This is a genomic window from Thermosipho africanus Ob7 (assembly GCF_003351105.1).
Lineage (GTDB): Bacteria > Thermotogota > Thermotogae > Thermotogales > Fervidobacteriaceae > Thermosipho > Thermosipho africanus.
Genome location: NZ_NKRG01000006.1, coordinates 46796 through 70995, shown reverse-complemented (window position 1 = coordinate 70995; position 24200 = coordinate 46796). Strand labels below are relative to the sequence as shown.

General features: G+C 28.0%; 25 protein-coding genes, 2 pseudogenes and 1 CRISPR repeat array. Of the genes and pseudogenes, 13 read left to right on the top strand and 14 right to left on the bottom strand.

The window, feature by feature from the left end:
* Nucleotides 1-61: 61 nt before the first annotated feature.
* From OB7_RS07250 to OB7_RS10190, 6 genes are read left to right on the top strand one after another with little or no spacing between them, the layout of a single operon-like run.
* Nucleotides 62-1000, top strand: coding sequence for a UDP-2,3-diacylglucosamine diphosphatase (locus OB7_RS07250; RefSeq protein WP_114702889.1), 939 nt, complete (start codon nucleotides 62-64; stop codon nucleotides 998-1000).
* 34 nt (nucleotides 1001-1034) lie between these two features.
* Nucleotides 1035-1235: a hypothetical protein gene (locus OB7_RS07245; RefSeq protein WP_114702888.1), complete on the top strand. Its 201-nt coding sequence runs from the start codon at nucleotides 1035-1037 to the stop codon at nucleotides 1233-1235.
* On the top strand, nucleotides 1216-1467 hold the full coding sequence (locus tag OB7_RS07240) for an AAA family ATPase (RefSeq protein WP_170128452.1): 252 nt from the start codon (nucleotides 1216-1218) through the stop codon (nucleotides 1465-1467). The genes OB7_RS07245 and OB7_RS07240 overlap by 20 nt, the downstream gene beginning before the upstream one ends.
* 46 nt (nucleotides 1468-1513) lie before the next feature.
* Nucleotides 1514-1687 carry a hypothetical protein gene (locus OB7_RS09860; RefSeq protein ID WP_170128451.1) on the top strand — a complete coding sequence of 58 codons (174 nt, stop codon included), beginning with the start codon at nucleotides 1514-1516 and terminating at the stop codon, nucleotides 1685-1687.
* Complete coding sequence (locus OB7_RS09855; protein ID WP_170128449.1) at nucleotides 1684-1851, top strand: hypothetical protein; 168 nt, start codon at nucleotides 1684-1686, stop codon at nucleotides 1849-1851. The genes OB7_RS09860 and OB7_RS09855 overlap by 4 nt, the downstream gene beginning before the upstream one ends.
* Nucleotides 1832-2026 (top strand): AAA family ATPase, encoded by a 195-nt coding sequence (locus OB7_RS10190; RefSeq protein WP_114702886.1) that lies wholly within the window; start codon nucleotides 1832-1834, stop codon nucleotides 2024-2026. Before OB7_RS09855 ends, OB7_RS10190 begins: the two co-directional genes overlap by 20 nt.
* On the opposite strand, the pseudogene OB7_RS07230 reads toward OB7_RS10190, so the two are convergent.
* From OB7_RS07230 to OB7_RS07220, 3 genes and pseudogenes are all read right to left on the bottom strand, one after another.
* Nucleotides 2003-3123, bottom strand: a pseudogene (locus OB7_RS07230) (IS3 family transposase). The gene OB7_RS10190 and the pseudogene OB7_RS07230 sit on opposite strands and share 24 nt — an antisense overlap.
* Nucleotides 3124-3320: 197 nt before the next feature.
* The gene (locus OB7_RS07225; protein WP_249031055.1) at nucleotides 3321-3554 is read right to left on the bottom strand and encodes a hypothetical protein; all 234 of its coding nucleotides are present in this window, start codon (nucleotides 3552-3554) and stop codon (nucleotides 3321-3323) included.
* 435 nt (nucleotides 3555-3989) lie between these two features.
* A complete protein-coding gene (locus tag OB7_RS07220) occupies nucleotides 3990-5159 on the bottom strand; it encodes an ATP-binding protein (RefSeq protein WP_114702885.1) in 1170 nt (389 codons plus the stop codon).
* 744 nt (nucleotides 5160-5903) lie between these two features.
* Here OB7_RS07220 and OB7_RS10080 point away from each other — a divergent pair.
* The 3 genes from OB7_RS10080 (at nucleotide 5904) to OB7_RS07210 (ending at nucleotide 8048) form a co-directional block, all read left to right on the top strand.
* On the top strand, nucleotides 5904-5978 hold the full coding sequence (locus OB7_RS10080; RefSeq protein ID WP_249031064.1) for a hypothetical protein: 75 nt from the start codon (nucleotides 5904-5906) through the stop codon (nucleotides 5976-5978).
* A gap of 181 nt (nucleotides 5979-6159) precedes the next feature.
* Nucleotides 6160-6438 (top strand): hypothetical protein, encoded by a 279-nt coding sequence (locus tag OB7_RS10075; protein WP_249031054.1) that lies wholly within the window; start codon nucleotides 6160-6162, stop codon nucleotides 6436-6438.
* A gap of 206 nt (nucleotides 6439-6644) precedes the next feature.
* Complete coding sequence (locus tag OB7_RS07210; RefSeq protein WP_114702884.1) at nucleotides 6645-8048, top strand: ATP-binding protein; 1404 nt, start codon at nucleotides 6645-6647, stop codon at nucleotides 8046-8048.
* 43 nt (nucleotides 8049-8091) lie between these two features.
* On the opposite strand, the gene OB7_RS07205 is transcribed toward OB7_RS07210, so the two are convergent.
* Together OB7_RS07205 and OB7_RS07200 are read right to left on the bottom strand one after the other, a co-directional pair.
* Entirely contained in the window at nucleotides 8092-8709 is a 618-nt protein-coding gene (locus OB7_RS07205; RefSeq protein WP_004104381.1) for a nucleotidyl transferase AbiEii/AbiGii toxin family protein, read from the bottom strand.
* On the bottom strand, nucleotides 8642-8902 hold the full coding sequence (locus OB7_RS07200) for a hypothetical protein (RefSeq protein WP_004104379.1): 261 nt from the start codon (nucleotides 8900-8902) through the stop codon (nucleotides 8642-8644). Before OB7_RS07200 ends, OB7_RS07205 begins: the two co-directional genes overlap by 68 nt.
* A 591-nt stretch (nucleotides 8903-9493) precedes the next feature.
* On the opposite strand from OB7_RS07200, the gene OB7_RS07195 reads away from it, so the two are divergent.
* The 4 genes from OB7_RS07195 to iscB all read left to right on the top strand — a co-directional run bounded on the left by OB7_RS07195 (nucleotide 9494) and on the right by iscB (nucleotide 13323).
* Nucleotides 9494-10882 carry an ATP-binding protein gene (locus OB7_RS07195; protein ID WP_114702883.1) on the top strand — a complete coding sequence of 463 codons (1389 nt, stop codon included), beginning with the start codon at nucleotides 9494-9496 and terminating at the stop codon, nucleotides 10880-10882.
* Between the two features lie 152 nt (nucleotides 10883-11034).
* A complete protein-coding gene (locus tag OB7_RS07190; RefSeq protein WP_249031053.1) occupies nucleotides 11035-12207 on the top strand; it encodes a KAP family P-loop NTPase fold protein in 1173 nt (390 codons plus the stop codon).
* Between the two features lie 295 nt (nucleotides 12208-12502).
* On the top strand, nucleotides 12503-12676 hold the full coding sequence (locus tag OB7_RS10070) for an RRXRR domain-containing protein (RefSeq protein WP_249031052.1): 174 nt from the start codon (nucleotides 12503-12505) through the stop codon (nucleotides 12674-12676).
* Nucleotides 12631-13323 carry an RNA-guided endonuclease IscB gene (gene iscB / locus OB7_RS10065; protein ID WP_249031051.1) on the top strand — a complete coding sequence of 231 codons (693 nt, stop codon included), beginning with the start codon at nucleotides 12631-12633 and terminating at the stop codon, nucleotides 13321-13323. Before OB7_RS10070 ends, iscB begins: the two co-directional genes overlap by 46 nt.
* A 210-nt stretch (nucleotides 13324-13533) precedes the next feature.
* On the opposite strand, the gene OB7_RS07180 is transcribed toward iscB, so the two are convergent.
* The 9 genes and pseudogenes from OB7_RS07180 to OB7_RS07140 all read right to left on the bottom strand — a co-directional run bounded on the left by OB7_RS07180 (nucleotide 13534) and on the right by OB7_RS07140 (nucleotide 23006).
* Nucleotides 13534-13746, bottom strand: coding sequence for a hypothetical protein (locus tag OB7_RS07180; RefSeq protein WP_147275528.1), 213 nt, complete (start codon nucleotides 13744-13746; stop codon nucleotides 13534-13536).
* Between the two features lie 147 nt (nucleotides 13747-13893).
* Nucleotides 13894-14400, bottom strand: a complete 507-nt coding sequence (locus OB7_RS07175; RefSeq protein ID WP_114702881.1) for an ATP-binding protein — start codon at nucleotides 14398-14400, stop codon at nucleotides 13894-13896.
* A 191-nt stretch (nucleotides 14401-14591) separates the two neighbouring features.
* Nucleotides 14592-14870 (bottom strand): annotated as a pseudogene (locus OB7_RS07170) (AlbA family DNA-binding domain-containing protein); the annotation flags it as partial.
* A gap of 711 nt (nucleotides 14871-15581) precedes the next feature.
* Nucleotides 15582-16403, bottom strand: a complete 822-nt coding sequence (locus OB7_RS07165; RefSeq protein WP_114702880.1) for a hypothetical protein — start codon at nucleotides 16401-16403, stop codon at nucleotides 15582-15584.
* Nucleotide 16404: 1 nt separating this feature from the next.
* Nucleotides 16405-16782, bottom strand: coding sequence for a hypothetical protein (locus tag OB7_RS07160; protein WP_114702879.1), 378 nt, complete (start codon nucleotides 16780-16782; stop codon nucleotides 16405-16407).
* Entirely contained in the window at nucleotides 16769-17869 is a 1101-nt protein-coding gene (locus tag OB7_RS07155) for an RAMP superfamily CRISPR-associated protein (protein WP_114702878.1), read from the bottom strand. Before OB7_RS07155 ends, OB7_RS07160 begins: the two co-directional genes overlap by 14 nt.
* Before the next feature lie 14 nt (nucleotides 17870-17883).
* Nucleotides 17884-21006 (bottom strand): CRISPR-associated protein Csx11, encoded by a 3123-nt coding sequence (locus OB7_RS07150; protein WP_114702877.1) that lies wholly within the window; start codon nucleotides 21004-21006, stop codon nucleotides 17884-17886.
* A 50-nt stretch (nucleotides 21007-21056) separates the two neighbouring features.
* Complete coding sequence (locus OB7_RS07145; RefSeq protein WP_114702876.1) at nucleotides 21057-22073, bottom strand: RAMP superfamily CRISPR-associated protein; 1017 nt, start codon at nucleotides 22071-22073, stop codon at nucleotides 21057-21059.
* A 15-nt stretch (nucleotides 22074-22088) separates the two neighbouring features.
* The gene (locus OB7_RS07140; RefSeq protein WP_114702875.1) at nucleotides 22089-23006 is read right to left on the bottom strand and encodes an RAMP superfamily CRISPR-associated protein; all 918 of its coding nucleotides are present in this window, start codon (nucleotides 23004-23006) and stop codon (nucleotides 22089-22091) included.
* Between the two features lie 94 nt (nucleotides 23007-23100).
* Nucleotides 23101-23799: direct repeats of the CRISPR family, unit length 30 nt; unit sequence ATTTCAATTCCTACAAGGTAAGGTACAAAC.
* Nucleotides 23800-24200: the final 401 nt, after the last annotated feature.

The following is a 24200-nucleotide window of genomic DNA, read 5'->3' as shown; positions in this document are numbered from 1 at the left end:
TTTTACAAAAAGTATGGTAGTATTTTGTTAGATTTATTTCTTTATTTTTAGGGGGGTAGGGATGAGTAAATCGGTTATTGTGAGTGATTTACACATCGGTGACATGTCTGATGCCGATGATTTTTATACCTCCGGTAATTTTGAAAAATTTATAGCCTTTCTTGAATATATTGAAAAAGATGAGGAAATAGGAAAAATAATTATAGCAGGCGATTTGTTTGAACTATGGCAATGTAAGGTTGAAAAAATTCTACAAATGTATGTTGATTTATGGAAAGTTTTACTAAAATTAAAAGAAACTGGAAAAAAGATAATTTATATCCCCGGGAATCATGATTCTCTTCCTTTTGCAAAGTTAGTCTACAAAGCTGCTCCATTTCCTTTTGGCCCCATCCAATTAACAGATAAATACGATATTGATGAAAAAAGAAAATTGATATTTCCCTATTATCGTGAGGGGAATCTATGGGTTGAACATGGTCATAGATTTGATATATATAACAGAGATGTTTCCACACTTGCAGGTGGCTCTAAAGGTGTAATAGGATACTTCATCGCAAAAACAATTGGAATTATTGAAAAGATGGGAGCAAAAGATATAGATGAACAACTAGAAAATCTAATGGATGGTGTAAAAGATGTGTGGAGAAGTTTAAAAAATAAATTTTCATCTCCATTTTATAAGGTAGCTGGTAATCTTCAATCTTATGTCACACCTGCAAGTAAGGATTATAAAGGTAACTATAAAGAATATGATGAAAAAGGATCAATAACTTTGGGAGAAAAGTTAATTGAAAAAGGATATGAAAAAGCATTTGTTGTATTAGGGCATACACACAAACCAAAGATTGAAAAAGTTACTGAAAATATTGTTTATGCAAATTCTGGAAGCTGGGTTGGAAAAACTCCAACTTTCTGTGTGTTTGATGATGAAAAGAAAATTTTATCGTTGTATGAATGGGATAACAGCAAATCAATATTACTTGATAAAAAAGAATAGTTATAAAATTTTTTATGAGAAGGAAGTGAAAAATATGTCTAAAAAATTAAAAATTTTAGAAGAAATAATAGAAAAAATTGAAAATTCAATCTTTAAAGAATATTTATTGAATTTAAGGGAAGAAGAATTTGGAATTAACAAAGGAAGAAATTTTTTAAGTAATAAATACAAAGGAATAGAGGAATTTTATAAAATCCATAAAAAGGATGAAGTATATGAAAATAAAAACAGTTAAAATTAATGGAATAAGAGGATTTATGTATCATGAAACTCCTCACGTTATTCGTTTAGACAAGAAACATTTCTTCTTGTATGGAGAAAATGGTAAAGGAAAATCCAGTTTTTTTGAAGCTCTTGAATGGGGATTAACTGGTGATGTAAATGAAACAAAAGCAAGAAGAGTTGGAGACAAACGGGAATACTTGTTTCTTTTTTTCATAAAAATCACCCCATTTTTATTAATTTAATGATACCATCACCTTATTTCTTCTCCAAATCTTCTAGCGGGTGATTATGACTCTTATAATTAATAAAATTGAGTTTTCAATTGAGGAAATGAATAAAGTGATAAAAGAACATAATAGTATTTATAATATGCGTATGAAAAAACAATATGAGATTTTTGAAATGTTGGAAAAGCATTATGCAGCAGAATTTGCAAAAGAGCATGATTCTTTTCCAAAATGAAAGAAATACGAAAGATACAGCAAAAAATAGCTGAAATAAATGTTGAAATTCAGGAAAATAAAAAGAATATTAACCATATCGAAGAGAGTTTATCTGATATTTCTAAGGCAGTTAAAGAAATTAATAGTTATTTAAAATTTTTATTTGGTAATAAAACCAACTGAGAAAAATAAATTTCAAATTTTAAAGGAAGGTAAAAAAGCTAAAAATCTAAGTCAAGGTGAAAAAACAGCCATAGCATTTGCATATTTTATTGCTAGATTGGAAGATAAAGATACAGATTTGTGTAATGCACCCCGAAAAATTGGACAGAAATTACGAAACTTTTGTAAAACTTAGATATTCTTCATATACCTCCCGCGGACTTCTGTATTTCAACGCACTGTGTGGATATTTACTGTTATAAAATTCCTCGTATTCCTTTGTTCTTGCTACTAGCTCTGAATAACTCATTTCTTCAACTGGCCATACTACCTCTTCTTTGTATGTCCTAAAGTATCTTTCTGTATTAGCATTTCCTTTTGGATTGTTATAACTTGTAAATATTTGTTTTATCCCTAATATCTTACATTCTTCCATAAATCTTCTACTTGTCGGTTGTGTCCCGTTATCACTTACAAGTATTACTTCTCTTCCTCTTACTCCGTCTTTGTATCCTTTGTTTAATGCATTATTTAATGCTTTTAACCATTCTTCTGTTCTTCCCCTAAGACTTATTTGTGATCCAAGTACTTCCCTTGTATACCAGTCTATTACTGCTATGTAATTTACCCATCCTCCGTCTTTTGTCAGTACTTTTGTCATGTCTATTCCCAGTACCTGCCTCGGCCTGCTTGGAATTATTTTGCTTTGAAATACTCTTCTGGCTTTCTTTTTCTTTTGCTTTAATAACAATCCATTTTCTTTCATTATTCTGTAAACTCTTTTGTGATTAATCTTTTTTCCTTGCTTTCTAAACATCGCATAGATGCGTCTATATCCCCAATATGGGTGTTTTTGCTTTAGCTTTTGTATGAGTTTAAGAATACTTTCATTATTTTTCTTTCTTTTGTATTCTTTTGGTTTGTAATAATACGTACTCCTACTTATTTTCAAATATCTTACAGCTTCAGATATACTGAAACCTTCTTTGACCAAATTATCTATTATTTCCCTCCAGGATGAATGATTGTTTTTTTTAATGTCTCAATAACAATTGCTTGCTTGCCAATGATTTGTTCAAGCTCTTGTATCTTTCTTTGATATTGTGCTGCTTGAGAAGAATTGCCAGAAGTTTCAAGAGCAGTCTTTGCACCTTCAAGAAACTTATCCCTCCACTTGTAATACTGCCCTTGAGAAATACTATGCTTTCTGCAAATTTCAGCTATAGTTTTTTTACCTCTTAATCCTTCGAGTACAATCGCCATCTTTTCTTCAGCAGAAAACTTCTTTCTCATATCTTTCACTCCCCTTCGTATATGATTATACTCTCTACTTTCTAACTGTCCAATCCTTCAGGGGAGCAGTATAACATTTCTATACTCGCTAATTATCCTACTGTCAGCACATATTAATATTTTTTCTGAAAGAATGAAATTCAAAATTTTAGCAGGGGGCTTTCAGCTTTTAATATTCCAAAACTATTACATTAGCATCAACAACTACCTTCACCTTGCTCCTCATCAATTACTTTGTCTATTTCCTCGTCACTGATTTTATCTAACCCTTTTTGTTTTGAAATAAGTCTCATTTTTTCAACTGCTCTCATAGCTTTTACCTGTCTAAATGCTGCTAAAGTACTTTCAATATCTTCAATATCATTTTCGATACGGATAACAATTGCTTTTGGCTTCCCATTTGAAGTAATAATTGTTTCATTTCTTTCCATAAAATAGCGGGGTTAGAACGTATTTCTCTGCTTCTTACATAGCGTATTTTACTCATAATATCACCTTCAATATATTACTTTAGGTCATACCATATTTTATATTTTAATCAAAATATGAGTAATTCTTGTTTTTTAAAGTTCAAAATAAATTTTGCATAAAATAAAATTTAATCAACTAATAGAAAATAAAATGCATTTATTAACAATTTTGTGCAATGAAAAACGCACGTGTATCAAACTTAAGTTATAAAACTAATTTATTAGAAATATTTGATACGATATATAATTTTACTTTTTGAAAATCATGAAAAAGAATTGAATAAGATTTAGCTACAGAAGATGAATATTAGTTTTAAATGCATTAAAATGCAAAATTTTATCTTTGAAGATACAAATCTTAAGATTTATCATGTACTTAAATTAAAATGATTAATCTTACCACAAAAAGCCAAGTACCCACAACGGAATTTTATTTTTGATTGGAATATCAAGATCATCTCTTATCACAAAATCTGAATTTTTCAGCTTTTTATTTTTACCACCAACTTCTATTTTATAATTATCGAATATGAAGTCCCCATCCCTTTCATTTTTAATTGAATAGATTTTTCCTATTTCTTTTAAAGCAAAAACCACAAATGCTTCTCTAAAATTACCAATTTCACCATCAAAAATATGGTAAAATGATGGATCAGAAAGAAATATTTTATCCCCTTTTGTATTAACTTTAAAATTCCCCTTTCTGTTCACTATATTTATAAGTCCTGACTCCTGCAAAACATATAGTATTTCGTATAATTTTTGCTTTCCAACGTTCCATTCTTTGCTCATTGATTCAACATTAATCGTTGGAATTTTTGAATAAATTAAATAGCTAATAATAGCCCACATTAATCTTAGATGGTTATCTCTAATAGTTTCTAGAAAATATGGAATATCACTATAAATTGTCTTTTCAAGAACATTTTTCATTTTTTCTGAAAAATTCCCTTCAATATAAAAAGGACGAGTTCCTGAAGTTGAATAATTTTTAAAATATTTCAAAATATCTACATCCTTTGTTATCGAAATAATATATTCTCTGTCAAAATCAAATGGTGAAGAAATTTTATTAAATTTTTTTTCAGTTTCAAAGTATAAATACTCTCTAAAAGATAATAATGGTAGCTTTACTTTAACAAATCTTCTTGAAAGGTCAGAAATTCCTTTCCTTAAAATAATGCTACTACTATCACTTATCCAGATTTTTTTATTTGGGAAAGAATCATACAACGATTTTATTTGAATGCTCCAGTTGTTTAAATAATGGACTTCATCAACAATTAATCCGTTAAACCCTTCTTGAAAAACACTTTCACCAAGATCGTAAAGTGAAATTTGTGAAAACAGTGGATCGTCTCCTGAAACATAAAATAGATTATTTTTTTTTGCACTCATTAACAAATAAGTTGTCTTACCTACGCCCCTTGGACCATATATTAATAATCCTCTTTCATTTTCAAATTTTTCAATATTTTCAAAATAAAGTCTTTTTTTATTAGGAAGAAAATTAATCATCCTTTCTTTTTTCTCTTCAAATTTTTCAAGTATTTCTACTTTTTTCATATTTTTACCCCCATTAATTCGTTCTATCACAAAACTATTATACCATATTATCGTTTTATAATAAAACGTTATATAGGCTTAATTTTAAATATCGTTTTATAATAAAACGATATAATTCGAAAAACGTTTTAAAATAGAACGATTATTTAATGTATGAATAAAACTTTTGAAAATTGTATAAAAGAGCGTTATATTGTCAAAGATTAATAAAATAGCAATTTTCATACCGGTCTAAGAATTTATTTCTTGTAACTTTCCCTCTATGTTTTTTATCATCATATTAATCAATTAAATTAGAGAATTACAATTAACTTTTCATTTTTAGTCAATACACTGACTAAATTAGGCCCAATTTGGTCAGTGAATTTACTATATGCCATAATATAACTTTTTCAGGAGGTAAAAACATGGATTTTTCATATGTCTATAGCCAAAACCATGGTGGGAAGATAGCAAATCAATATATCTTGATATGCATATAAGAAAATTTGAAAAAAGTAAATTTAAATACATACCTTGTTTTATGAAAAAATTAAAAAATTACAAGAATGGTATTTACATATTAAAAGGTCCAAGGCAGATTGGAAAAAAACAGTATTAAAACTTCTCATCAAAGATTTTATTGAAAAAAATGTTAATCAATCTCCTTTATGTAACCCTTGATTTAATAAGCAGCAAGAATGAACTTACGCAAATTCTAATTGATTATTTTCCATTAAAAACAACATAAAAGAAAAAAAGTATTTGTTCCTTGATGAAATTTCGAGTGTAAATAATTGGCAGAAATCTATTAAATATTTATATGATACAGAAGACTAGAAAATGCATTTGTAGTATTAACTGGCTCTTCTTCATATAATCTGAAAAAATCTTCTGAAAGGCTTCCTGGAAGAAGGGAATTTGGGAAAGATATAGTGTATTTACCAGTTTCTTTTAAGGAGTATATTAATCAAAATCATAACATTGACTTTTTCAGTACAAATTGGAAGATTTATTTGAAATGAGTGAAAAAGAGTTAAAAACATTAAATCTAAAACTTACAAGGTTTAAAGAAGATTTTAAAACATACATTAATACTGGAGAGTTTCCAAAAGTAATTAATGATTTTTTTGAAAATAACTCTATATCTGAAGAAACTTTAAATACATATACAAACTACTTGTATGTTAATATTGAACGATTTAATCGCTCAAGGTTAATATTAAATCAATTACTTTTTAAGATTCCAGATTTAATAGGTCAACGTTTTACCTGGAATTCTCTTTATAACGAAATTTAAGGAACTGGTTCGAAAAATACAATTGAGGATTACTTTACCTTATACTGTATGTAATAAGGATAATGTTGTAGCACTTCCAATTGAATCGTTTTTGCTTATTACGTAAAATTTCAGAGCCGTATTTTTATAATTATAGTTTAAACTATAATAGTTTAAACTATAATATTTTTTACAATAATATGGTATAATGTTTTTGAGGTGATATTATGAAATTTGTTGATAGAATTGACGAAATAAAATTCTTAGAAAAAGAGTATAAGAGAAAAACTTCTTCCTTTATAGTATTGTATGGCAGAAGAAGAGTGGGAAAGACAAGACTTATAAAAGAATTTATCAAAAACAAAGATAGTGTATATTTTTTGGCAACCGAGGAAAGTGAAGCAGAAAATATTAAAACATTCCAAAATATCCTCTATTCAAAATATAAAATTCCACTGCTTGATAATAACAAATTATTAAGCTGGAATGACCTTTTTTACATAATTTCAACCTTAAAATTAGAGAAAAAACTAATCATAGTGATAGATGAATTCCAGTATTTATTAAAGTCTAACAAAGGCTTTTCATCTATTTTGCAAAAATCATGGGATGAATATTTGAAAGATAAAAATATAATGCTAATTATCTCTGGATCAGCACTTTCTATGATAAAAAGAGAAGTTCTTTCATATTCAAGTCCACTATATGGAAGAAGAACTGGTCAAATGAATCTTAAGCCAATTAAATTTAAATATTTCAAAGAGTTTTTTGAAAATAAAAATATTGACTTAATAAAACTCTATTCTTTAACAGGAGGAATTCCAAAATATGTAGAAATATTAGAATCAAAAGAGAATATATATGACACTATTAAAGAGAATTTTTTAAACGTTAATTCTTATCTATTCGAAGAACCCTATTTTTTGCTAGAAAAAGAGTTAAAAGATATAGGCTCATATTTTTCAATAATAAAGGCCATCGCAAACGGAAATAACAAACTCTCAAAAATTTCAACAAGCCTTGGCATAAAGCAAACATCCCTAAGTTATTACCTAAACAATCTAATCGAGCTCGATATATTGGAAAGAGAAGTTCCAATTTTAGAAAAAAATCCACAGACAAGTAAAAAAGGGATATATAAAATAAAAGATAATTTTTTAAATTTTTGGTTTAAGTTTATATATCCGTATAAAAGTTATATAGAAATTGGAAACATTGACTTTGTTATGAACATAATAAAAAAATCCTTTATTGAAAGACATGTAAGCTTTATATACGAAGATATTAGTAAAGAAAAATTGATAGATTTAAATTTAAATGATAAATTACCAGTAAAATTATCAAAAATTGGAAGATGGTGGGACAAAAACTTAGAAATTGATATTGTAGGAGTAGACAGAGAAAATAAACCAATTCTTTTTGGAGAGTGTAAATACACAAAAAAACCAGTAGATTTAGACGTGTATTATGCTTTGGTAGAAAAATCAAAAAAACTTTTAAAAGATAACAATCAGAATAATTTGTATTTTGCTTTCTTTTCCTATAATGGATATACAAAAAATTTTATAGATAAAGTAAAAAAGGAAAAAAATATACTTATTTTTGAAGGAGATTTATCCGAAAATAATTAAGATTTAGCAAGGTAAAAAAGCTAGCGATTTTTGAAATTTAAAACTAAATATATTCTCTAAAAGACCTAACAAAATCATTAAAAAATTTCTTTATATCCTCCCACTTTTCTTCAACTTCTCTAAAATCTTTATTTTTTTCTGCATCTTCAAAATAAACTAAAGCTTTAAGAAAAATAAGAGGATTATATCCTTTATACTTAGTCTCAAGCATTGAAACTAGCTCCTTGATAGTCCATTTATGGATATTAATTAAAAACCAAAGATCATAGAAATCTTTTTTTAGTCCTCTTTGAGCTATAGCACTCATTTTCATACATGCAATATCTTCATCACTTGCCAAATAAAGCTTTCCAACTTTATCAGGTTGCTTTAAAAGCGGGTATTTATATTCAAACAACGAAATCTTAATATCATCTAACTCAAATATAAGAGTCTGAGGATCTTTATAAACAAATGTTACGTTCAGTTTACTGTATATTGTGTTTTCATATACATTTGAAAAATCTTTATCTGGAAAAAGAAAGAAGTCAAAATCAAGGGATGGTCTATGATCATACTTTAACAGAAGGCAAGTTCCACCTGCAAGGTAAAAATCATGGAAAATTTCTAAGCGCAAAATCTTTTCTAAAACTTTCTTTTGATTTTCTTCTAATTTCTTCATTAGAAACCTCCAAAATAACTTTCCAAAAACTTCTATCTTTACCATTAAACCTATGGAGATTGCTTAAAAAAATCTCCTTCAACTCATCTTCTTTATATTTATTTAGAAGCTCACTAAAATCTTCAAGATTACCCAATACCATTTTTCTAATTATTGTTTCTGTTCCAAAACAATAATCCCATATAAAATTCATAATACCATCTCCAATATTATTATACCATAAAAATCCTCCTTAAGCGCTTTTTTAAACAAGATTTGTCAATTTGAAACATAAATAAAAAATATTACCTAATTTTTGTATACATCCTGTAAGTATCTATACTTAATATACCTTGTGAATATTTATCAGTGGTGAAACTATTTTTTGAAAGAGATTTATCTGAAAAGTTATAAAGTTTTAACAAGGTAAAAAAACTAACTAATTTTAAATCTAAAACCAAATATATCCTTTAATTATAACACCCCGTTCTTATTCCATTTCTCAAACTCCATCTTTTTTATTCAATTTTTCTAGAAAGCACTACAGCTTCTTCTACTAAAATTGCCAAATTTTAGAATAACTTATTCACTCAACGAAAATTTTGATATATTCATTTCACAAAAAGTGCAAATGTCAAAATTTATCGTAGCAATAGTTGAAACATCTAAAAATATTAAACAAAAGTGTCGTTTTTTATCGAATATATTAGACAAAAGCGTGCGCTTTTATCGAATGTGGTCGAAAAAACAGAACAGTTTGTGTTAGAATTTTATTGAAATACAATACAAAAAGGGGATGATTAAAATGAATTTTGATGATTTATACATAATGAACCCCTGGTGGAAACTTAAAAATGAAGTTTATAACGATAAACACATAGTTTCATTTGAAAAGAGTAAATTCAAGTATTATCCAGAAAAATTATTTAGAGAAATAGATTTATCAAATCCTGGTATATACACGTTAAGAGGTCCCAGGCAAATAGGAAAAACTACATTTTTAAAGCTTTTAACAAAAAAACTCATTGAAAATAACACAAATCCATTAAATATATTTTATCTAACATGTGATGGTTTAAAAGGCAGACATGAATTAACAGAAATTCTCAAAGTTTATTTTCAAACGTACAATACATCTAAAAAAGATATGAAATATATTTTTCTAGATGAAGTAACATCAATAGAAGATTGGCAATATTCAATAAAGTATTTGGTAGATATTGGGATTTTGGATAACTCTTTGCTAATTCTTACAGGTTCATCTGCATACGATTTAAAAAGCTCAAGCGAAAGACTTCCTGGAAGAAAGGGGTATGGAAAAGATTTAGTTTATCTTCCAATAACTTTCAGAGAATTTTTAAAAAGCTTAAATGTTGAAATTGAAAAAAAAGATATTGAAGAAATTTTATCTTCGACAGAAGAAGAATTAAAAACATTACAATTTAAATACTCATTTATTCAAGAATATTTTCTAAAATATGTAAATTGTGGTGGCTTTCCCAAAATTATTGATGAATTTTTTGATACTGGAACAATTAGTGAGTTAACAAGAAAAATTTACAAAGATTTTGTATTGGAAGATGCAGAAAAATACATAAAATCAAGAACGAACATTATAGAAATTTTCAAAAAAATTCCAGATATAATAGGTCAGCGGTTTTCTTGGAATTCTTTGAAAGAACATTTAAGTGGTCTTTTTGAAAGCGTTGATACAGTTCAAAAATACTTTGGATATTTTGGATACAGTTTTATCTTTTCAACTGTTTTCTTTGTAGATATTTCCAAAAAAACTATAAAGCCAAAAAAACAAAAGAAAATTTATCCTTTGGACAATATTGTAAATTTAGTAATTTACGACTTGACCGGCAAAGAAATAGGACTGCCTCAACGCATTGAAATGTTAACCCTTAACCACATTTTAAAAAATGAAGACGTAGTTGATAATGGTTTAAACTTATACCACGGCCCCTTTTTTTGGTATTCCGATCGCGGTAACGAAATTGATTTTGTTTTTGACTACAAAGGAAAATTAATTCCCATTGAGGTTAAATATCAAAATAAGATAAATAAATTTGATTATTTTGGCATGAAAAAAGTTTTTAAAAAAGGAATTTTAATAACTAAAGATAAAGTTTTTAAAGATGAAAATATAGTTGGAATTCCTGCATGGTTATTTTTTGCTATTAAAGAGTAAAAATGATTTTGGATTTCGGCATCTTACAAGATTGACCAGATTAACTTTTGAGCAAAGACATAGCCATCAAACAATTTTTCTTTTGTCACAACTAAATACATATTTTCTACAGTTGTCACATTGTCACAAAATATGATATAATGACTTTAGAGGTGATCAATCTGGAAAATAAAAAACTTAAATATATAGTTGAAGCATTGTTTGACAAACCTATTGATGACAAAGAGCTTTTAGTAAACAGAAAAAAAGAACTTGAACATTTAAATAAAATAGCATATTTTCAACCTATGGGTATCTTCGGAGTATGCGGAGAAACCGGTGTTGGAAAAACAACTACATTAAACTTTATTAATGCAGAAAATGCAAAAAGGCTATATATACTAATAACTGAAAAAGACTCTAAGGAAGTAATAATAGGTGATTTTCTATACAAACTTTCTCTTTTACAGATAAACTCAAAAAATAATAAGGTTAGAAAATTAGCAACTGAGGCAAGAGATTTTATACTGAACGAAATGAGTTACAATACCTCATACGGTGGGGGAATTAATTTTGCTGCCAACGTTTCATATGAAAAATCAATAAACAATAAAAAGAGGTTTAATATTTATTCAGTTAAAGAACACATTGACAATCTCTTATCTTTGCTAATTGAAGAATACGGCAAAGTATTGATCATAGTCGATGAGTTAGATAAGGAAAAGAAAGAAGAAGTTTTAAATATTTTAGATTCTCTGAAAAGTGTTTTGTTTAAAGAAAATATAATAACAATTGTTTCACTGCCATTTTCTATATACAGAGAATATTCAAACGATAGAATGAGATGGAATGAAAGTGGTAATTTAGAAAATATATTTAAAGATATGGTCTTTCTTGAACCGTTAAAAGCAGAAGATATTAAAAAGATGATTTTAAAAAGAATAAAAGAATACCCTGATTACTTTGAAATGGATGCACTAGATGAGATAGCAACTTTCAGCGATGGAAATCCAAGGGATGCTCTATGGATAGCACAGCAAGTAGCACTGTTTAATACAGATAAAAATAAAATTACCAAAGAGTTAGTAAAAAAAGGGATAAGAAGAATAATCTCTCAAAACCTTAATAATTCATTGTCTTTTACAGATATACAAAAAACAATATTAAAAGAGCTTGCAAAAGAACCAGTAGATAGAACTACACTTGTCAAAAGACTTGAAAAAAAGGTAAAACGTCAAACTGTTTATACATATATAAACAGAATGAAAGATGAAGGTATTATACTTGAAAAATCTGGAATACTGTATTTACCATCAAAAATAAAATATTATGTAGAAATTCTTTAAATTTGTCACAGCTTTAGACAAAATTGTACAACAGTCACATAGTCACAAATAAACTACCCGCCGCTTATAGAAGCGGAGGCTTGTAAAAAGCTTTAGTTAACTACTCTCAGCCACCAGCAATACGTTGACGGGGCTACGCTAGACAGGTTATGACACCCTGAGATGCTGCTCAAGTTCCAGGCTCTGTCGTGTGGGTCTAAACAGTCCTGAGTGGTAAGGACAGTGACCTGCACATAACAAGCCTGTCTAACATTAAGGATGAGCACCTAACTCCTTCAAAGGAAGCTTACCGCATATGGTATATGTTATTTCAAAGGATGGTAAAACATTAATGCCAACAAAAAGGCATGGTAAGGTAAGAAGACTACTAAAACAAGGGCTTGCTAAAGTTGTTAGAAGAGACCCATTTACAATTCAGTTGTTGTGTATGACACAACGACATACACACAACCTGTTACTGTCGGAATAGACATTGGATCAAAAACAGTTGGTATTTCAGCAATAACAGAAAAACAAGAACTACTCAGTATGGAAGTAGAACTACGACAAGATATAAAGAAATTGCTTTTAGAGAGAAGAGAGTATAGAAGAAACAGAAGGTACCGCAAAAGAAGATATAGAAAACCAAGATTTTTGAACAGGCGTCGATACAAAGGATGGCTTGCGCCAAGTGTTCAATGGAAGGTTAATACACACATCAGACTGGTTAATTTAATAGCCAAGATACTGCCAGTTACAAAAATTGTAATTGAAATAGCACCATTTGGTACACACAAAATAGTTAATCCTGACGTAGAAGGTATTCAATATCAAGAAGGCCCACAAAAAAGTTTTAGTGATGTAAGAGAATACTGTTTGTGGTGCGCAGGATATAAATCAGAACTGTCAGGTAAAAAAGGCATACTTGAAGTCCATCATATTATTCCAAGAAGTAAAGGTGGTACTGATAATCCCTCTAATTTAATAGTATTAACTGCAGAAGAACACAAAGCCTTGCATGAATGTAAGATTAAAATTCCACTGAATGGTACTTTGGAAAATTTTTTAGAAGACAAAACAGGTCATTACACAAAGCTAATCCAATCAAAGGGGGGATTAGACCATCAAATACTGTAAAGGAAGTTAGAGGGTTTAGAAGATTCGACAAAGTAAGATATAAAAATCAAATTGGTATAATCTACGGGTTAAGAATCTCTGGATACTTTGATATGCGTTCATTAAGTGGAGAAAAAATTCACTCATCAGTTAAGTGGTCAAACCTAAAACTTTTAGAAAAAGCAAAAACACTAATGTTAGAAAGGAAGGATTAGCGCATTACTCTCCATCTTAAAGAAGATGGAGTCTCCTGCGCTGGATCATGATGAAAAAGTCTCTGTCTTTATTTAATTCATAATAAACTTTAGAGCCTTTCCCTTTTCTTTTTAATATACCTTTATCTACCATATTTTTCAAAATATATCTTGCTCTTCTTTCTTTTACATTAAAGAGTTGTTCAACATCAACTCTAGTAATCTTACCATTCTTATAAAGAAAATCCAAGATTTTATTTTCATACCCGGCACTATCCGGCACTTTGTAAATTATTACTTAAAAAAATGCTCCGTCACCAATAAATTCTGGTTCTTTTAAATTTCTTGCCTTACATAATTCCACAATTCTCTTTATTCCCGTTCCCTACTGTTCAACTTAACCTATTTCTTTAAAAAATCTTGCAATAACTCTATTTCTAATTTCTGAGAGACCTTGCAGAATAAGATCAACACTTAGATTCACAGGAAGTCCACCCGGAGAAGTTATTTCAACTCTATCATCAAAAATTGCAAGTTTGATATCTGATCCTTTAATCGAATAGTCCCTATGAACAACAGCATTCACTAAAGCTTCTCTGATTGCTTCAATTGGAACAATATAACTATCTTCTCTTTTTAACCCTTTTATCTCTCCTCTTTTTTCAATGTGCTCTATAGCAAAATTAAATGCACTTTCAACTTTTTTGTAAAGAGGTCCAGAATACTCTTTTTGATCAATAAATTCCTTTGTGGATAAGCTAATTCCTTTAAATCTTGCATAGCTAATCTTGGCATAACCAAAAAGATTATCTTTACCACTTAACAGTGCCCCGCCCACTGTTAAATAATCTCTTTGCCTTATATTCTTCAATATTTTTAGATTATATAAATCGGACTTTGTCAACTTTTTACCTGTTAAGTTTTAAAAATCTTTTTTTAGACTAGAAAATTCCTTCTCATTATAGCTTGCATTATAGATTATATCTTCATCATAAGATATGTTAAATTTTTGCCTCTCAAGCAACCATACTATCTCCTCACTTGCTTTTCTTGTTGTGACTCCAATTCTAATATATACTTCCTTAGTTTTACCTTTCAAATAATATGGTTTTTGTGATCCAGGGTAAATTTCAACCACGAGCATTTTTTATTATAAACATTTTCAATATATATTTCGGGTATAATTGTTGGGAAACATTTATCGTGTATCATATTTGTTATGCTATCCATCATAGAAAAAATTTCATCTTCCAAAATTCCAACTATCTCTCTTGTTTTATCTTTTATTCCAAAAATTATCTTCCCGCCTGAACCATTAGCAAATGCTACAACAGTTTTCAAAAAAGATTCCATATTCTTAGCAGAAAGCCTTTCTTTAAATTCTAAATTTTACCTTCACCTCTTCTAATTTCAGAAAGTATAATACTTCCACCTCAATTAAAAAATTAGATAAACCCTTTTATTAACCGTATTATATTCAAATACAAATATCACAGACGGGTTAATAACACTTTAAAAAGGAACATTAAAAAACTAGGATTTTTATTCATTGTTATCTTAAAAACTCTATTATTTGTAATTTGTAATATACTCTGAAATATATCTTAAAGTATTAATCTAACTTGATTAATTAAAAACTAAAACTAACAATTAACTAATTTTGCTGGAAATTTTATATTATAAAAAGTCACAAATAAAAAAGGTGTATTTGTTACTCTAACACATGAAAAATTTTAAACCTTTTGACTTTAAAAAACTAAACTATTGCCCACAAATTTAATTACTCCCTAATATATCTCTTCTTAACAAAATGAATTCAAAGTTTGTAGATTTTAAGTATATTTAGAACTTCACTATATTTTTATCTTAATTAGTTCAATCTATTACTTTCATTATATCAAATAATTTATCAAAAAATATATTACGTGAAAAAATGTTCAAAACTCTAGAAAAGTTAAATTTTAATTTTTACTTCAAAAAGTAGCTCTTAGTTTATACAAATTTTGTGTTTTATATTTGTTTTTAGCTACAAGTTAAAACAATTTTTATATAAACATGCACGAACAACATTAAAAGTGCTAATCTTTAAAATTTTTTTAACAATTTTCCCTTTTCTAGCTTATAATTTTCAAGCTCCACTATTTTTTCCTTATTATTTGTATCCCACAAAAAGAGTAATTTTTCTTCTTTTATTTTCAAAGTAGCTCCATTCATCGTATTTTCTATATCTAAAATTAATTCACCCATTTTATCTAAGTTTTCACTATTAAATTCTTCTTCATTAATTTCCAAAAAATTATATTTTTTGAATTTTGAAATTTCTTCACATTCATTTATGTACTCTAATTTCAAAAGTCCTAATCCATATTTTATATCTCCACCAACAAATATTTCAAGTCCACTCTTTAAAAAACTTAATAACTTTTGATCTTTAATATTTAAGATTCCAACCCAATAAAGTGAAATATTAGCATCTAACTCTCCTACAAATTCTTCCATTGGCCTTGGCAAAATCACATCGATCTCGTGAAGAGATTCATCCTTGGCAGATCTAAGTACCGGCGATATTGCCGTTGAAATAATCGTATCAACAAACATTGTTCTAAATTTTTCTTCTGAAAAATTCCCCAAATGAAGTTTTCCATACCTTAAACTTGGAAATAAAACATCATTTCCCCCTTTGTCAAAAGAAGGCCAAAAACACGAAATTTCTTCAAAAACCTCGTCTATATCTTCATAGCTTCCTGTATACAAACCATATATGTTTGTTAAAGCACCCCACATTGTCCATCCAGGAATAAATATTCTTGTCTCATTAATAACCCCATATCTTTTATATCCAATATGAATTGGCTGAACTTGTTTAAATACTAACTTATACCAAATCCCCTTACTAGAACTTTCCACATTATTCACCACCATTTTTACCTTTACCCATTGCCTTCACATGATATCTTGAATATACAAGAACTTTTTCAAGTACATCTTTAAAAAATAAAAGTTTTTCTATATCTTCCGACAATTTTTCAAAAAACTTTTCAGTTAATCCTTTATCATTTTTATCTAAAATTCCAAATGATATTATTAACTCTTTCAAACCATTAAAAATTTTATCCCAAAATTCTTTATTCTTTTCATCTCTTAATATTTTTTTTGAAAATATCCAAAGAGCATACACGCCATAATTTGACAAAACTCCAAGCATTTTATTAACATTATTCTCATTTTTTAAATATTCAGCAATTTCAAAACTAGTTTTGTTTATACTTGCTTCAAGATTTTTCATTGCTATCTCCCCCGTTACTTTTATTAAGTTTTGTTAAAACCTTCATCCTTCCAAATCCTCTAGTTGTCATACCTCCTACACCGAGTGTTTCGTAATACTTTTTAGAATCTTCCAACATTTTAAAAACAAATTCTTTTGATGGTAAGTCTTCAATTAACTTACTGCGATCAAAAAATCTTATCTCACCATAAAAAATGGTACCTCTTGGAATTGCTTCAGAAGTAAAAAGTGCACCTTCTTTGGCCGCCCCTGTTATTGGATTAATAGATACCGATGTTCTTACTTCTAAATTAGAGTTTATTATCTGTGAAATAAGATGCTCAGGAACGATTACTATATCACTTAGAGAAATAGCACCTTCTAATAAAGATAAATCTATATTAGTTTCCACTTTTTTGTACGGAAAATATAACCATCCAAGATTGATATGACCTTCCTTATTGTCTTCATCAGTAATTACATAATAAACCAGTTTGTTAACATTATTTTCCTTAGTACTATCTAAAACCCCAGCTTCCTTTAACAACCCTTCCGATGTTATCCATTTTGTACCTTGCATGGTAAAAACTGGATAAAGTAATATCTTTAAATCCGAAAAGAAAACTAAGCCTTGCATTGATATATCTTTTTTTGAAAAACCAAATGACTTACAGACTATACAATGTCCACAATGCCCAGTTTCTTCTTCAATATCATCAATACTCTTATTTGGCAAATCATCCTGACCAGCGCATTTTATTCTTGCAACTTTATTTCCTGGATAACTTTTCCAATCATGTTCACCAAATGGAAAATCATTTTTCCATTTGGCATTTTTCAATTTACTACTAAAATTTTCTCCATTTATACTTTTTATATCCTTAAAACTTGGCTGATAGTCTTTTACTCTACTTACTAATTCTAAAGCAGAATAATATCTCCATGTACCTGCTAAAGTGCTTCCCGGGATTTTTGGTAAATTTGTTATAGGATCTCTAACTATTGTATTATCAACTCTTCCAATGTTATATCCTCCAGTACCTATATAAATAGGATCCATGGCTTGTGCAAAAATCCTTTTATTTGTAACAAGCATATGATCTACCATTTTTTTACCCCCTTTTATACCTTCAAAATTCTATACCAAAATTCAAACATATCGATAAACATATATAATTTTTCTTCAAATTTATCTTCTGGCATTTTTTCCAAACTTTCCCAGTTTTCCACTCCGAAAACTTTTGCAAACTCATCCTTTTTAGTTCCCTTTAGTTCTAAGATATTCACAAAAGAAGAAAGCATGAAGATTTTTAGAGAATATAGATCATTCCAGTCAGCCAATTTTGAATATATAAGTGTAACTAATTTTTGAAGCTTTGATTCAGAATTAACTTCATCCTTGAAAAATTTATTAAACTTACTAAAATATTGCCAATCTTCTATATCGTATGGTCTATTTTTCTTAATTGATATTTTCCTTCTCCCTTTTTCATAATATATTTCATTTCTTCTTGCATTTGAATCTAAAAACTCAAAATCAAATGTATTAGGATAAAACCAAAAAATATCTTTGTCATTTGAATTTTGTGTTGTATCAATCCATACTTTCCCATCATCGCTAGGATATAGATAAAAAGCATATCCTCTTTGAACAGCGTCTGCTCTTTCAAATAAAGAATAATATTTTTCACTATTATTTTCATCAAAGCTGCAGCAACAACCAGCATGCTTTTGTCTACTCTTAAAATCACTAACAACAATTTTTTTCTTCAAATCCTCCCATTTTTGAAAATCTCTTCTAATTTTTCTTAGTGCTTTCAGCCCAACATACAAAGGTTTCTTATAATTTTGAATAACAATCCCAATATGTAAAGGGAGCTTTCCATAAACCCATTTGAAATGCCTATAATATTCATCTTTTACGCTTTCAATCAAATTTGGAACATATTCTGCAGGAATAATAAACTGCCAACTTACTGGTGTTGGAGAAAGTATTGTAAAAAATGGTTCGTATTCTTCTTCATTTGCGTCCTCTATATAAAGCTTTTTAATAATGTGGGAATCATCATCAATTTTTTTAATTTCAAATGAATCTTTGTTTGCAACTTTCTCTATCGATGAAATTAAATATACCGTATTGTTTTTAGCCCAGAAAAGAATATCTCCATCAGCATATTCACCATCTGGAATATTTACTCTTTCCCAATACAATCTTTGACATCTACTCTTGGGAAAATTCAATAATTTTAATTTTTCCTTTTCTAAATTCTCAAAGAAATTTTTTGTTGTTTCCCAAATTCTCCTAAGTCTTGCAGGAGAAGGATTTTTTCTGAGGAGAAATTGTAATAATAAAGTTGATAGAAATTCAATATCTCTATCGTCAAGAAATTCCCAATGAATTTCCTCTTTATTAAAGTCTATTTTGTTCTTTAATCTAGTACTTTTAATAAAAATTTCCCAATTGGTATCTACTATATTTCCAAAGAAAATTTGTTTAATAAAATCATTAAAACTTTTTTTATAAACTTCCATAGCTAATTCTTTGAAAATTTTAAAATCATATATTTTAAGAAATTTTTTAAACTTATTATTATTTAATAAATTTTTAATTAAATCTGAATGATTATTTTTAATAATTAAATATTTCTCTCCAGATTTTTCTAACTTTCCAAATTTACTTATAATAGTACTTTCGGAAATTGGCTCTATTATCCTTTCGATCTCATTTAAATATTCAAATAATTCTTCATCTTTAAGTTTACTTAAATCATCCGAAGTAAAAGCTTTTAACCCATACGATTTTGATTTTTTGCTCAAATCTTTAACAGCTTTTAAAGTATTACACATTTCTTTAAATAAAATGTGAAAGTCCTTACTTTTATTATATAAAGTATTTATATCATTAGTTAAAAAAGTATTTACTAAATCTCCATTAATCCATTCATTTGATTCAAATTTTAAAGTTATAAGTGCTATTCTTCCATTTTTGTCTTGTAGTTCATCCAGCCAAATAGTCTCACCATTTCTATTATCTAACCAGTTTTTCATTCTTTCCTCTTGCCTTTTTAAGCAGGTATCACATATTAATTCGTTTAACTTACCTTTCTTCTCAACTGTTCTTACCCCACATATTTGACAAATACCTATTTTCAAGCTGTTTTTATTGTTATTTTCATTATTTTTATACAACACCTTAGCTTTTAAAAAATTTTCTGGTGCTTTTTCAATTAATCTTCCCAAATTCATTAGCCCTCTTGATGATTCTGAAAGAAAAATAGCAGGATATATCTCATCATTAAAGACGTTTCTAAATTTTTCAATTATTCTTTCTTCTAGTTCTTTTAAATCATCTCTTAATTTATAAAATTCACCTTCTTTTTTTCCTTTTAAAAGTTCAGAAACAACAAAATATATTCCCGTTTCATCTCTGTAAACTTCATTCCCAATCGGGCATTCCTCTTCTAAAAGTTGTTTTACTTTGCGATCTACCTCTTTTATATTTTTTCTATACCATTGTATATTTGATATCTTTAATGCTTTTTCTGAAAGACCTAATTTATCATATTGAATACCAAGTATACACCATTTTATATTACTAGGATTATTAATGTACTCATCAACTTTTTCTTCGTATAAGTATAATCCTGATAAAGTTGCTTTAAAAAGCGAAGCCACCATATAAACTTGATCATATAAAGTAACATCGTTAACAGGAAATCTACTGTCACTCAATAAATGCGTGTACCAATTTTTTATTTCTGATAAAATCCAATTTCTTACTTGCTGCCAATCAGAATTTTTAAAATCATTATTATCTTTTAAATATTCATATAAATTTTTTAAAAATTGCTTTCTCTTTTCATCAAAATTCTTTTCTTCTACATTTTCAATAAAACCTCCAAAAGCATTTGAAATATATAAACTTTTTAGTATTTCTTTAGGAAATCCTTTATCAATCCCCGAGTTTAGATTTTCACATCCTCTAAAGAAAATTCCCTTAAAATTTCCATCAAAAACTTTTATCCATTCAACTTCTGATAAATTAGGTAGCCTAATTTTTTGATTAAAAAATTCTTCAAATACTTGATCTATTTCATCAATCTCATCTTTAAATAATTTATTAAAATAATCTTCATATCTTTTAATTTTTTGCTCAGCATTAGGGAAATATTCTATCCAATTTTTAATCCCAGCATGAGTTTTTCCAATGTTAAAAAGTAACGCACCAGCTTCAGCCTTTAATATATCTTCTTTATGGACGAAATTTTCTCAATAACACATGAATCCATATTACTTCACCTCATTGCAGCAAATTTCAATTTTTTGCTTTTTATAGTAAATCTTCCCCAACCTAATTTGCTTTTTGCACCAATTCCTATGTCGGAAACCTTTTTAAAAGATAATTCTATAAATTTTACATCTTTTTCTACTTGATCTTTTAAAACTTCTCTCTCTAACCTTATTCCATCAAATGGTATATAAACAATTTGAACAATCCCTCTTGAATATTTAGAGACAACTTCAAAAAAAATAGGCCTTTTCCCTTTTCTTTCTTCTTTGCTGTGAGGATTAATGACTTCCGTTGACAGTCTACTAAAAAACGTAGGATAAAATATTGCGCGCCCTTTATGTGGTTTCAAGAAAAAAGGAAGATTCTTTTCTGATGTTTCTCCATACTTTTTCCAGATGTTATTTCTTACCCAATCTTTGAAATTTTCCTTTTTTCTCAAATTATCTATATCTTCTTTTTTCAATCTCAGACCTAATTCAAATATTAAATACTTAATTATCTCATGCATATCTTTTTCTTTCAATTTATCCTCAAGTAATTCACTCAACATTTTCGTAAATTTCCTAAATTCCATAGAACCTGTTCCAAATATTCTTGCAAAAGATTGTATATAGTCAATTGCTTTTTCTTCAGTATTTGATGAAAACAATGATTCATTAATTAATATTTTAAAAGCATTAGCAAATGCTCCTTTCCAAGCAGAACCTCTAATCATAGGTATTTTAAAAGCCTTATCCTTAATACATAAATTTTTCTTAGTTAAGTTATAATCTTCATCATCTTTCGAAAAATATGGATTAATTAGCTCGATTTCTGCCCAAAAAATAAACGAATAAGGTATTAACCTACTTATATAATTTTTCAACTCATCCTCTCTTAAAATTCCACTTAGTCTTTCTGCTTTTTCTATCAAATTTAGTGGATTATTATTTGTCATTAAACCGTTATATTCAAGCATTTCATTTTTTTTACCTTCTTCCAGCATTTTTTTATATGTTTCAAACTTAAGTGATTTTTTCATTCTTTTCACTTCCTTTCAAAAATTAACAAATGAGATAAAACCAACTTTTAAATGTCTCTCATATTTATCTTTTTGAATTTGATAGGTAAACAAAGGAAATATTTTACTTCCCATACTCTTGCTTCCATTTTTATATTCATTTAGTTTATTAGATTTAATTTCTTTAAGTTTTTTTATTAATTCACTATAACCTTTGCCGTCAATATTTTTTAAAAATAAAACGTTAATCTTTTCATTTTTAGATAATAAAATCTCAAAATCTTTTTCTTCGCCCTCTTCAACATTAACAATGTCACTTTTTTCACTATTTTCTAAAAAAAATTTATTCTCATTTCCAAATAGTTTAAATTTAAATTCATTTTTTCTCCATTGTTCACTGTTCAATATCTTCCCATCTATTTCTATATTCACAACTTGTAACCTTCCATATCCTAAAGACCATTTTCCTCCCCAAAAACCATATAATTCCATAAAATACAACAAGGGATAAAATATCGGATTAATTATCTTTTCTTCTACTTCAAAAGTAACTTCAAAAGTCCCCCAAAAATACGGTTTTCTATAACCATTATCTAAATTTAAATAGTTACCAAAACAATATTTCCCGACTGGTTTTATTTCTTTTATCCTAATCCATCCTTCCCAATTATTACAACCAAAAATTTTGGAAGATAAACTTAGTCCAAATTCAGAAAAAATTTTGTTCAAAGATTCAAAATCAGTCCCCTCTTTTAAAATAAAGTTTTGAAATTTTTCTGGATCAAAACTTCCTAAATCATTGATTTGTAAACCAGAAAAATAACAAATAATATCCAACCAAAACCTTAAAGAGCCAATTAAGCTTGAAGGCCTTATTTCATTAGTTATTCCTCTATAGTTTCCTGTCCACAAAGGACTGAGAGTTTTAAATTTTATTCTTAGCTCTTTATTCATGAAGCGTCCCCCGTTCTTTATTTATATATAATTTTAAACTCTTTGAAATAAATCTAAATTTACGAACGTAAGCTGGCTATGATTGTAAAATAAAATTTCAATTCCTACAAGGTAAGGTACAAACCACAGGCGACTTAGCAGATATGCTTACTTTACTTTTTCCATTTCAATTCCTACAAGGTAAGGTACAAACTATTAATTAAAAGAATAAGTGACCATCCCAAACTTATGTTTCAATTCCTACAAGGTAAGGTACAAACCTCCGTTTGCAATTAAAAAGAGCTTACCGCCTTCCACGGGTTTCAATTCCTACAAGGTAAGGTACAAACGAAGACAAAGTGCTCGATACCATAGGTGTACTAAAGTTTCAATTCCTACAAGGTAAGGTACAAACTCAGACGTATTAAAAATACCACCATTATATCTAGAATTTCAATTCCTACAAGGTAAGGTACAAACTTAAAACACCTCCTTATTACTTCTCATAATTATCTTCATTTCAATTCCTACAAGGTAAGGTACAAACATAGACTATATGAGCGTCAATCATTTCAATTTGTCCATTTCAATTCCTACAAGGTAAGGTACAAACCAAATACAATCTGCAGGTACTGTAAAAATAGCAAACGGCATTTCAATTCCTACAAGGTAAGGTACAAACTAGGTGGTCCATCTTTGGATCAGGCAAAGATATATTAATTTCAATTCCTACAAGGTAAGGTACAAACTCAGACGTATTAAAAATACCACCATTATATCTAGAATTTCAATTCCTACAAGGTAAGGTACAAACCATATATTACGTTACAATTATATTACATATTATCACTTTTTGCAACCTTTTTGAAAAAATCATAATAAATAATAAACAATATTAACGTAAAATACTTTGAATTTACATAATTTTTTTATTTTTTTCAGTCGATCTCCAGGACTTTTTACACTACTACACATCGACTGAATTTAACTATAAAAATTTTGTTTCTTCTTTTTTATACTTTTTTAAAATTTATTATATTAAAAATTTTGCCTTTAGTCAAAGTAAAAAAATTAGTTTATTCTAGAACGCAAAAAAGAGAGACGCTTTTTTTAAAATTGTAAAAGAATATGTCTAAAAAATGTCATAACTATTTTTGTTTTTATCATTCTTGAATTCAATCAGTTCTCAATCAATTAAGGATTATACACTTATCT

Bases quoted from the DNA above. Each gene is read 5' to 3' on its own strand.
- OB7_RS07250 (WP_114702889.1), top strand. From the start codon at position 62: ATGAGTAAATCGGTTATTGTGAGTGATTTACACATCGGTGACATGTCT.
- OB7_RS07245 (WP_114702888.1), top strand. From the start codon at position 1,035: ATGTCTAAAAAATTAAAAATTTTAGAAGAAATAATAGAAAAAATTGAA.
- OB7_RS07240 (WP_170128452.1), top strand. From the start codon at position 1,216: ATGAAAATAAAAACAGTTAAAATTAATGGAATAAGAGGATTTATGTAT.
- OB7_RS09860 (WP_170128451.1), top strand. From the start codon at position 1,514: ATGACTCTTATAATTAATAAAATTGAGTTTTCAATTGAGGAAATGAAT.
- OB7_RS09855 (WP_170128449.1), top strand. From the start codon at position 1,684: ATGAAAGAAATACGAAAGATACAGCAAAAAATAGCTGAAATAAATGTT.
- OB7_RS07225 (WP_249031055.1), bottom strand. From the start codon at position 3,554: ATGGAAAGAAATGAAACAATTATTACTTCAAATGGGAAGCCAAAAGCA.
- OB7_RS07220 (WP_114702885.1), bottom strand. From the start codon at position 5,159: ATGAAAAAAGTAGAAATACTTGAAAAATTTGAAGAGAAAAAAGAAAGG.
- OB7_RS10075 (WP_249031054.1), top strand. From the start codon at position 6,160: ATGAGTGAAAAAGAGTTAAAAACATTAAATCTAAAACTTACAAGGTTT.
- OB7_RS07210 (WP_114702884.1), top strand. From the start codon at position 6,645: ATGAAATTTGTTGATAGAATTGACGAAATAAAATTCTTAGAAAAAGAG.
- OB7_RS07205 (WP_004104381.1), bottom strand. From the start codon at position 8,709: ATGAAGAAATTAGAAGAAAATCAAAAGAAAGTTTTAGAAAAGATTTTG.
- OB7_RS07200 (WP_004104379.1), bottom strand. From the start codon at position 8,902: ATGAATTTTATATGGGATTATTGTTTTGGAACAGAAACAATAATTAGA.
- OB7_RS07195 (WP_114702883.1), top strand. From the start codon at position 9,494: ATGAATTTTGATGATTTATACATAATGAACCCCTGGTGGAAACTTAAA.
- OB7_RS10070 (WP_249031052.1), top strand. From the start codon at position 12,503: ATGGTATATGTTATTTCAAAGGATGGTAAAACATTAATGCCAACAAAA.
- OB7_RS07160 (WP_114702879.1), bottom strand. From the start codon at position 16,782: ATGAAAAATCTTGAAGCAAGTATAAACAAAACTAGTTTTGAAATTGCT.
- OB7_RS07155 (WP_114702878.1), bottom strand. From the start codon at position 17,869: ATGGTAGATCATATGCTTGTTACAAATAAAAGGATTTTTGCACAAGCC.
- OB7_RS07145 (WP_114702876.1), bottom strand. From the start codon at position 22,073: ATGAAAAAATCACTTAAGTTTGAAACATATAAAAAAATGCTGGAAGAA.
- OB7_RS07140 (WP_114702875.1), bottom strand. From the start codon at position 23,006: ATGAATAAAGAGCTAAGAATAAAATTTAAAACTCTCAGTCCTTTGTGG.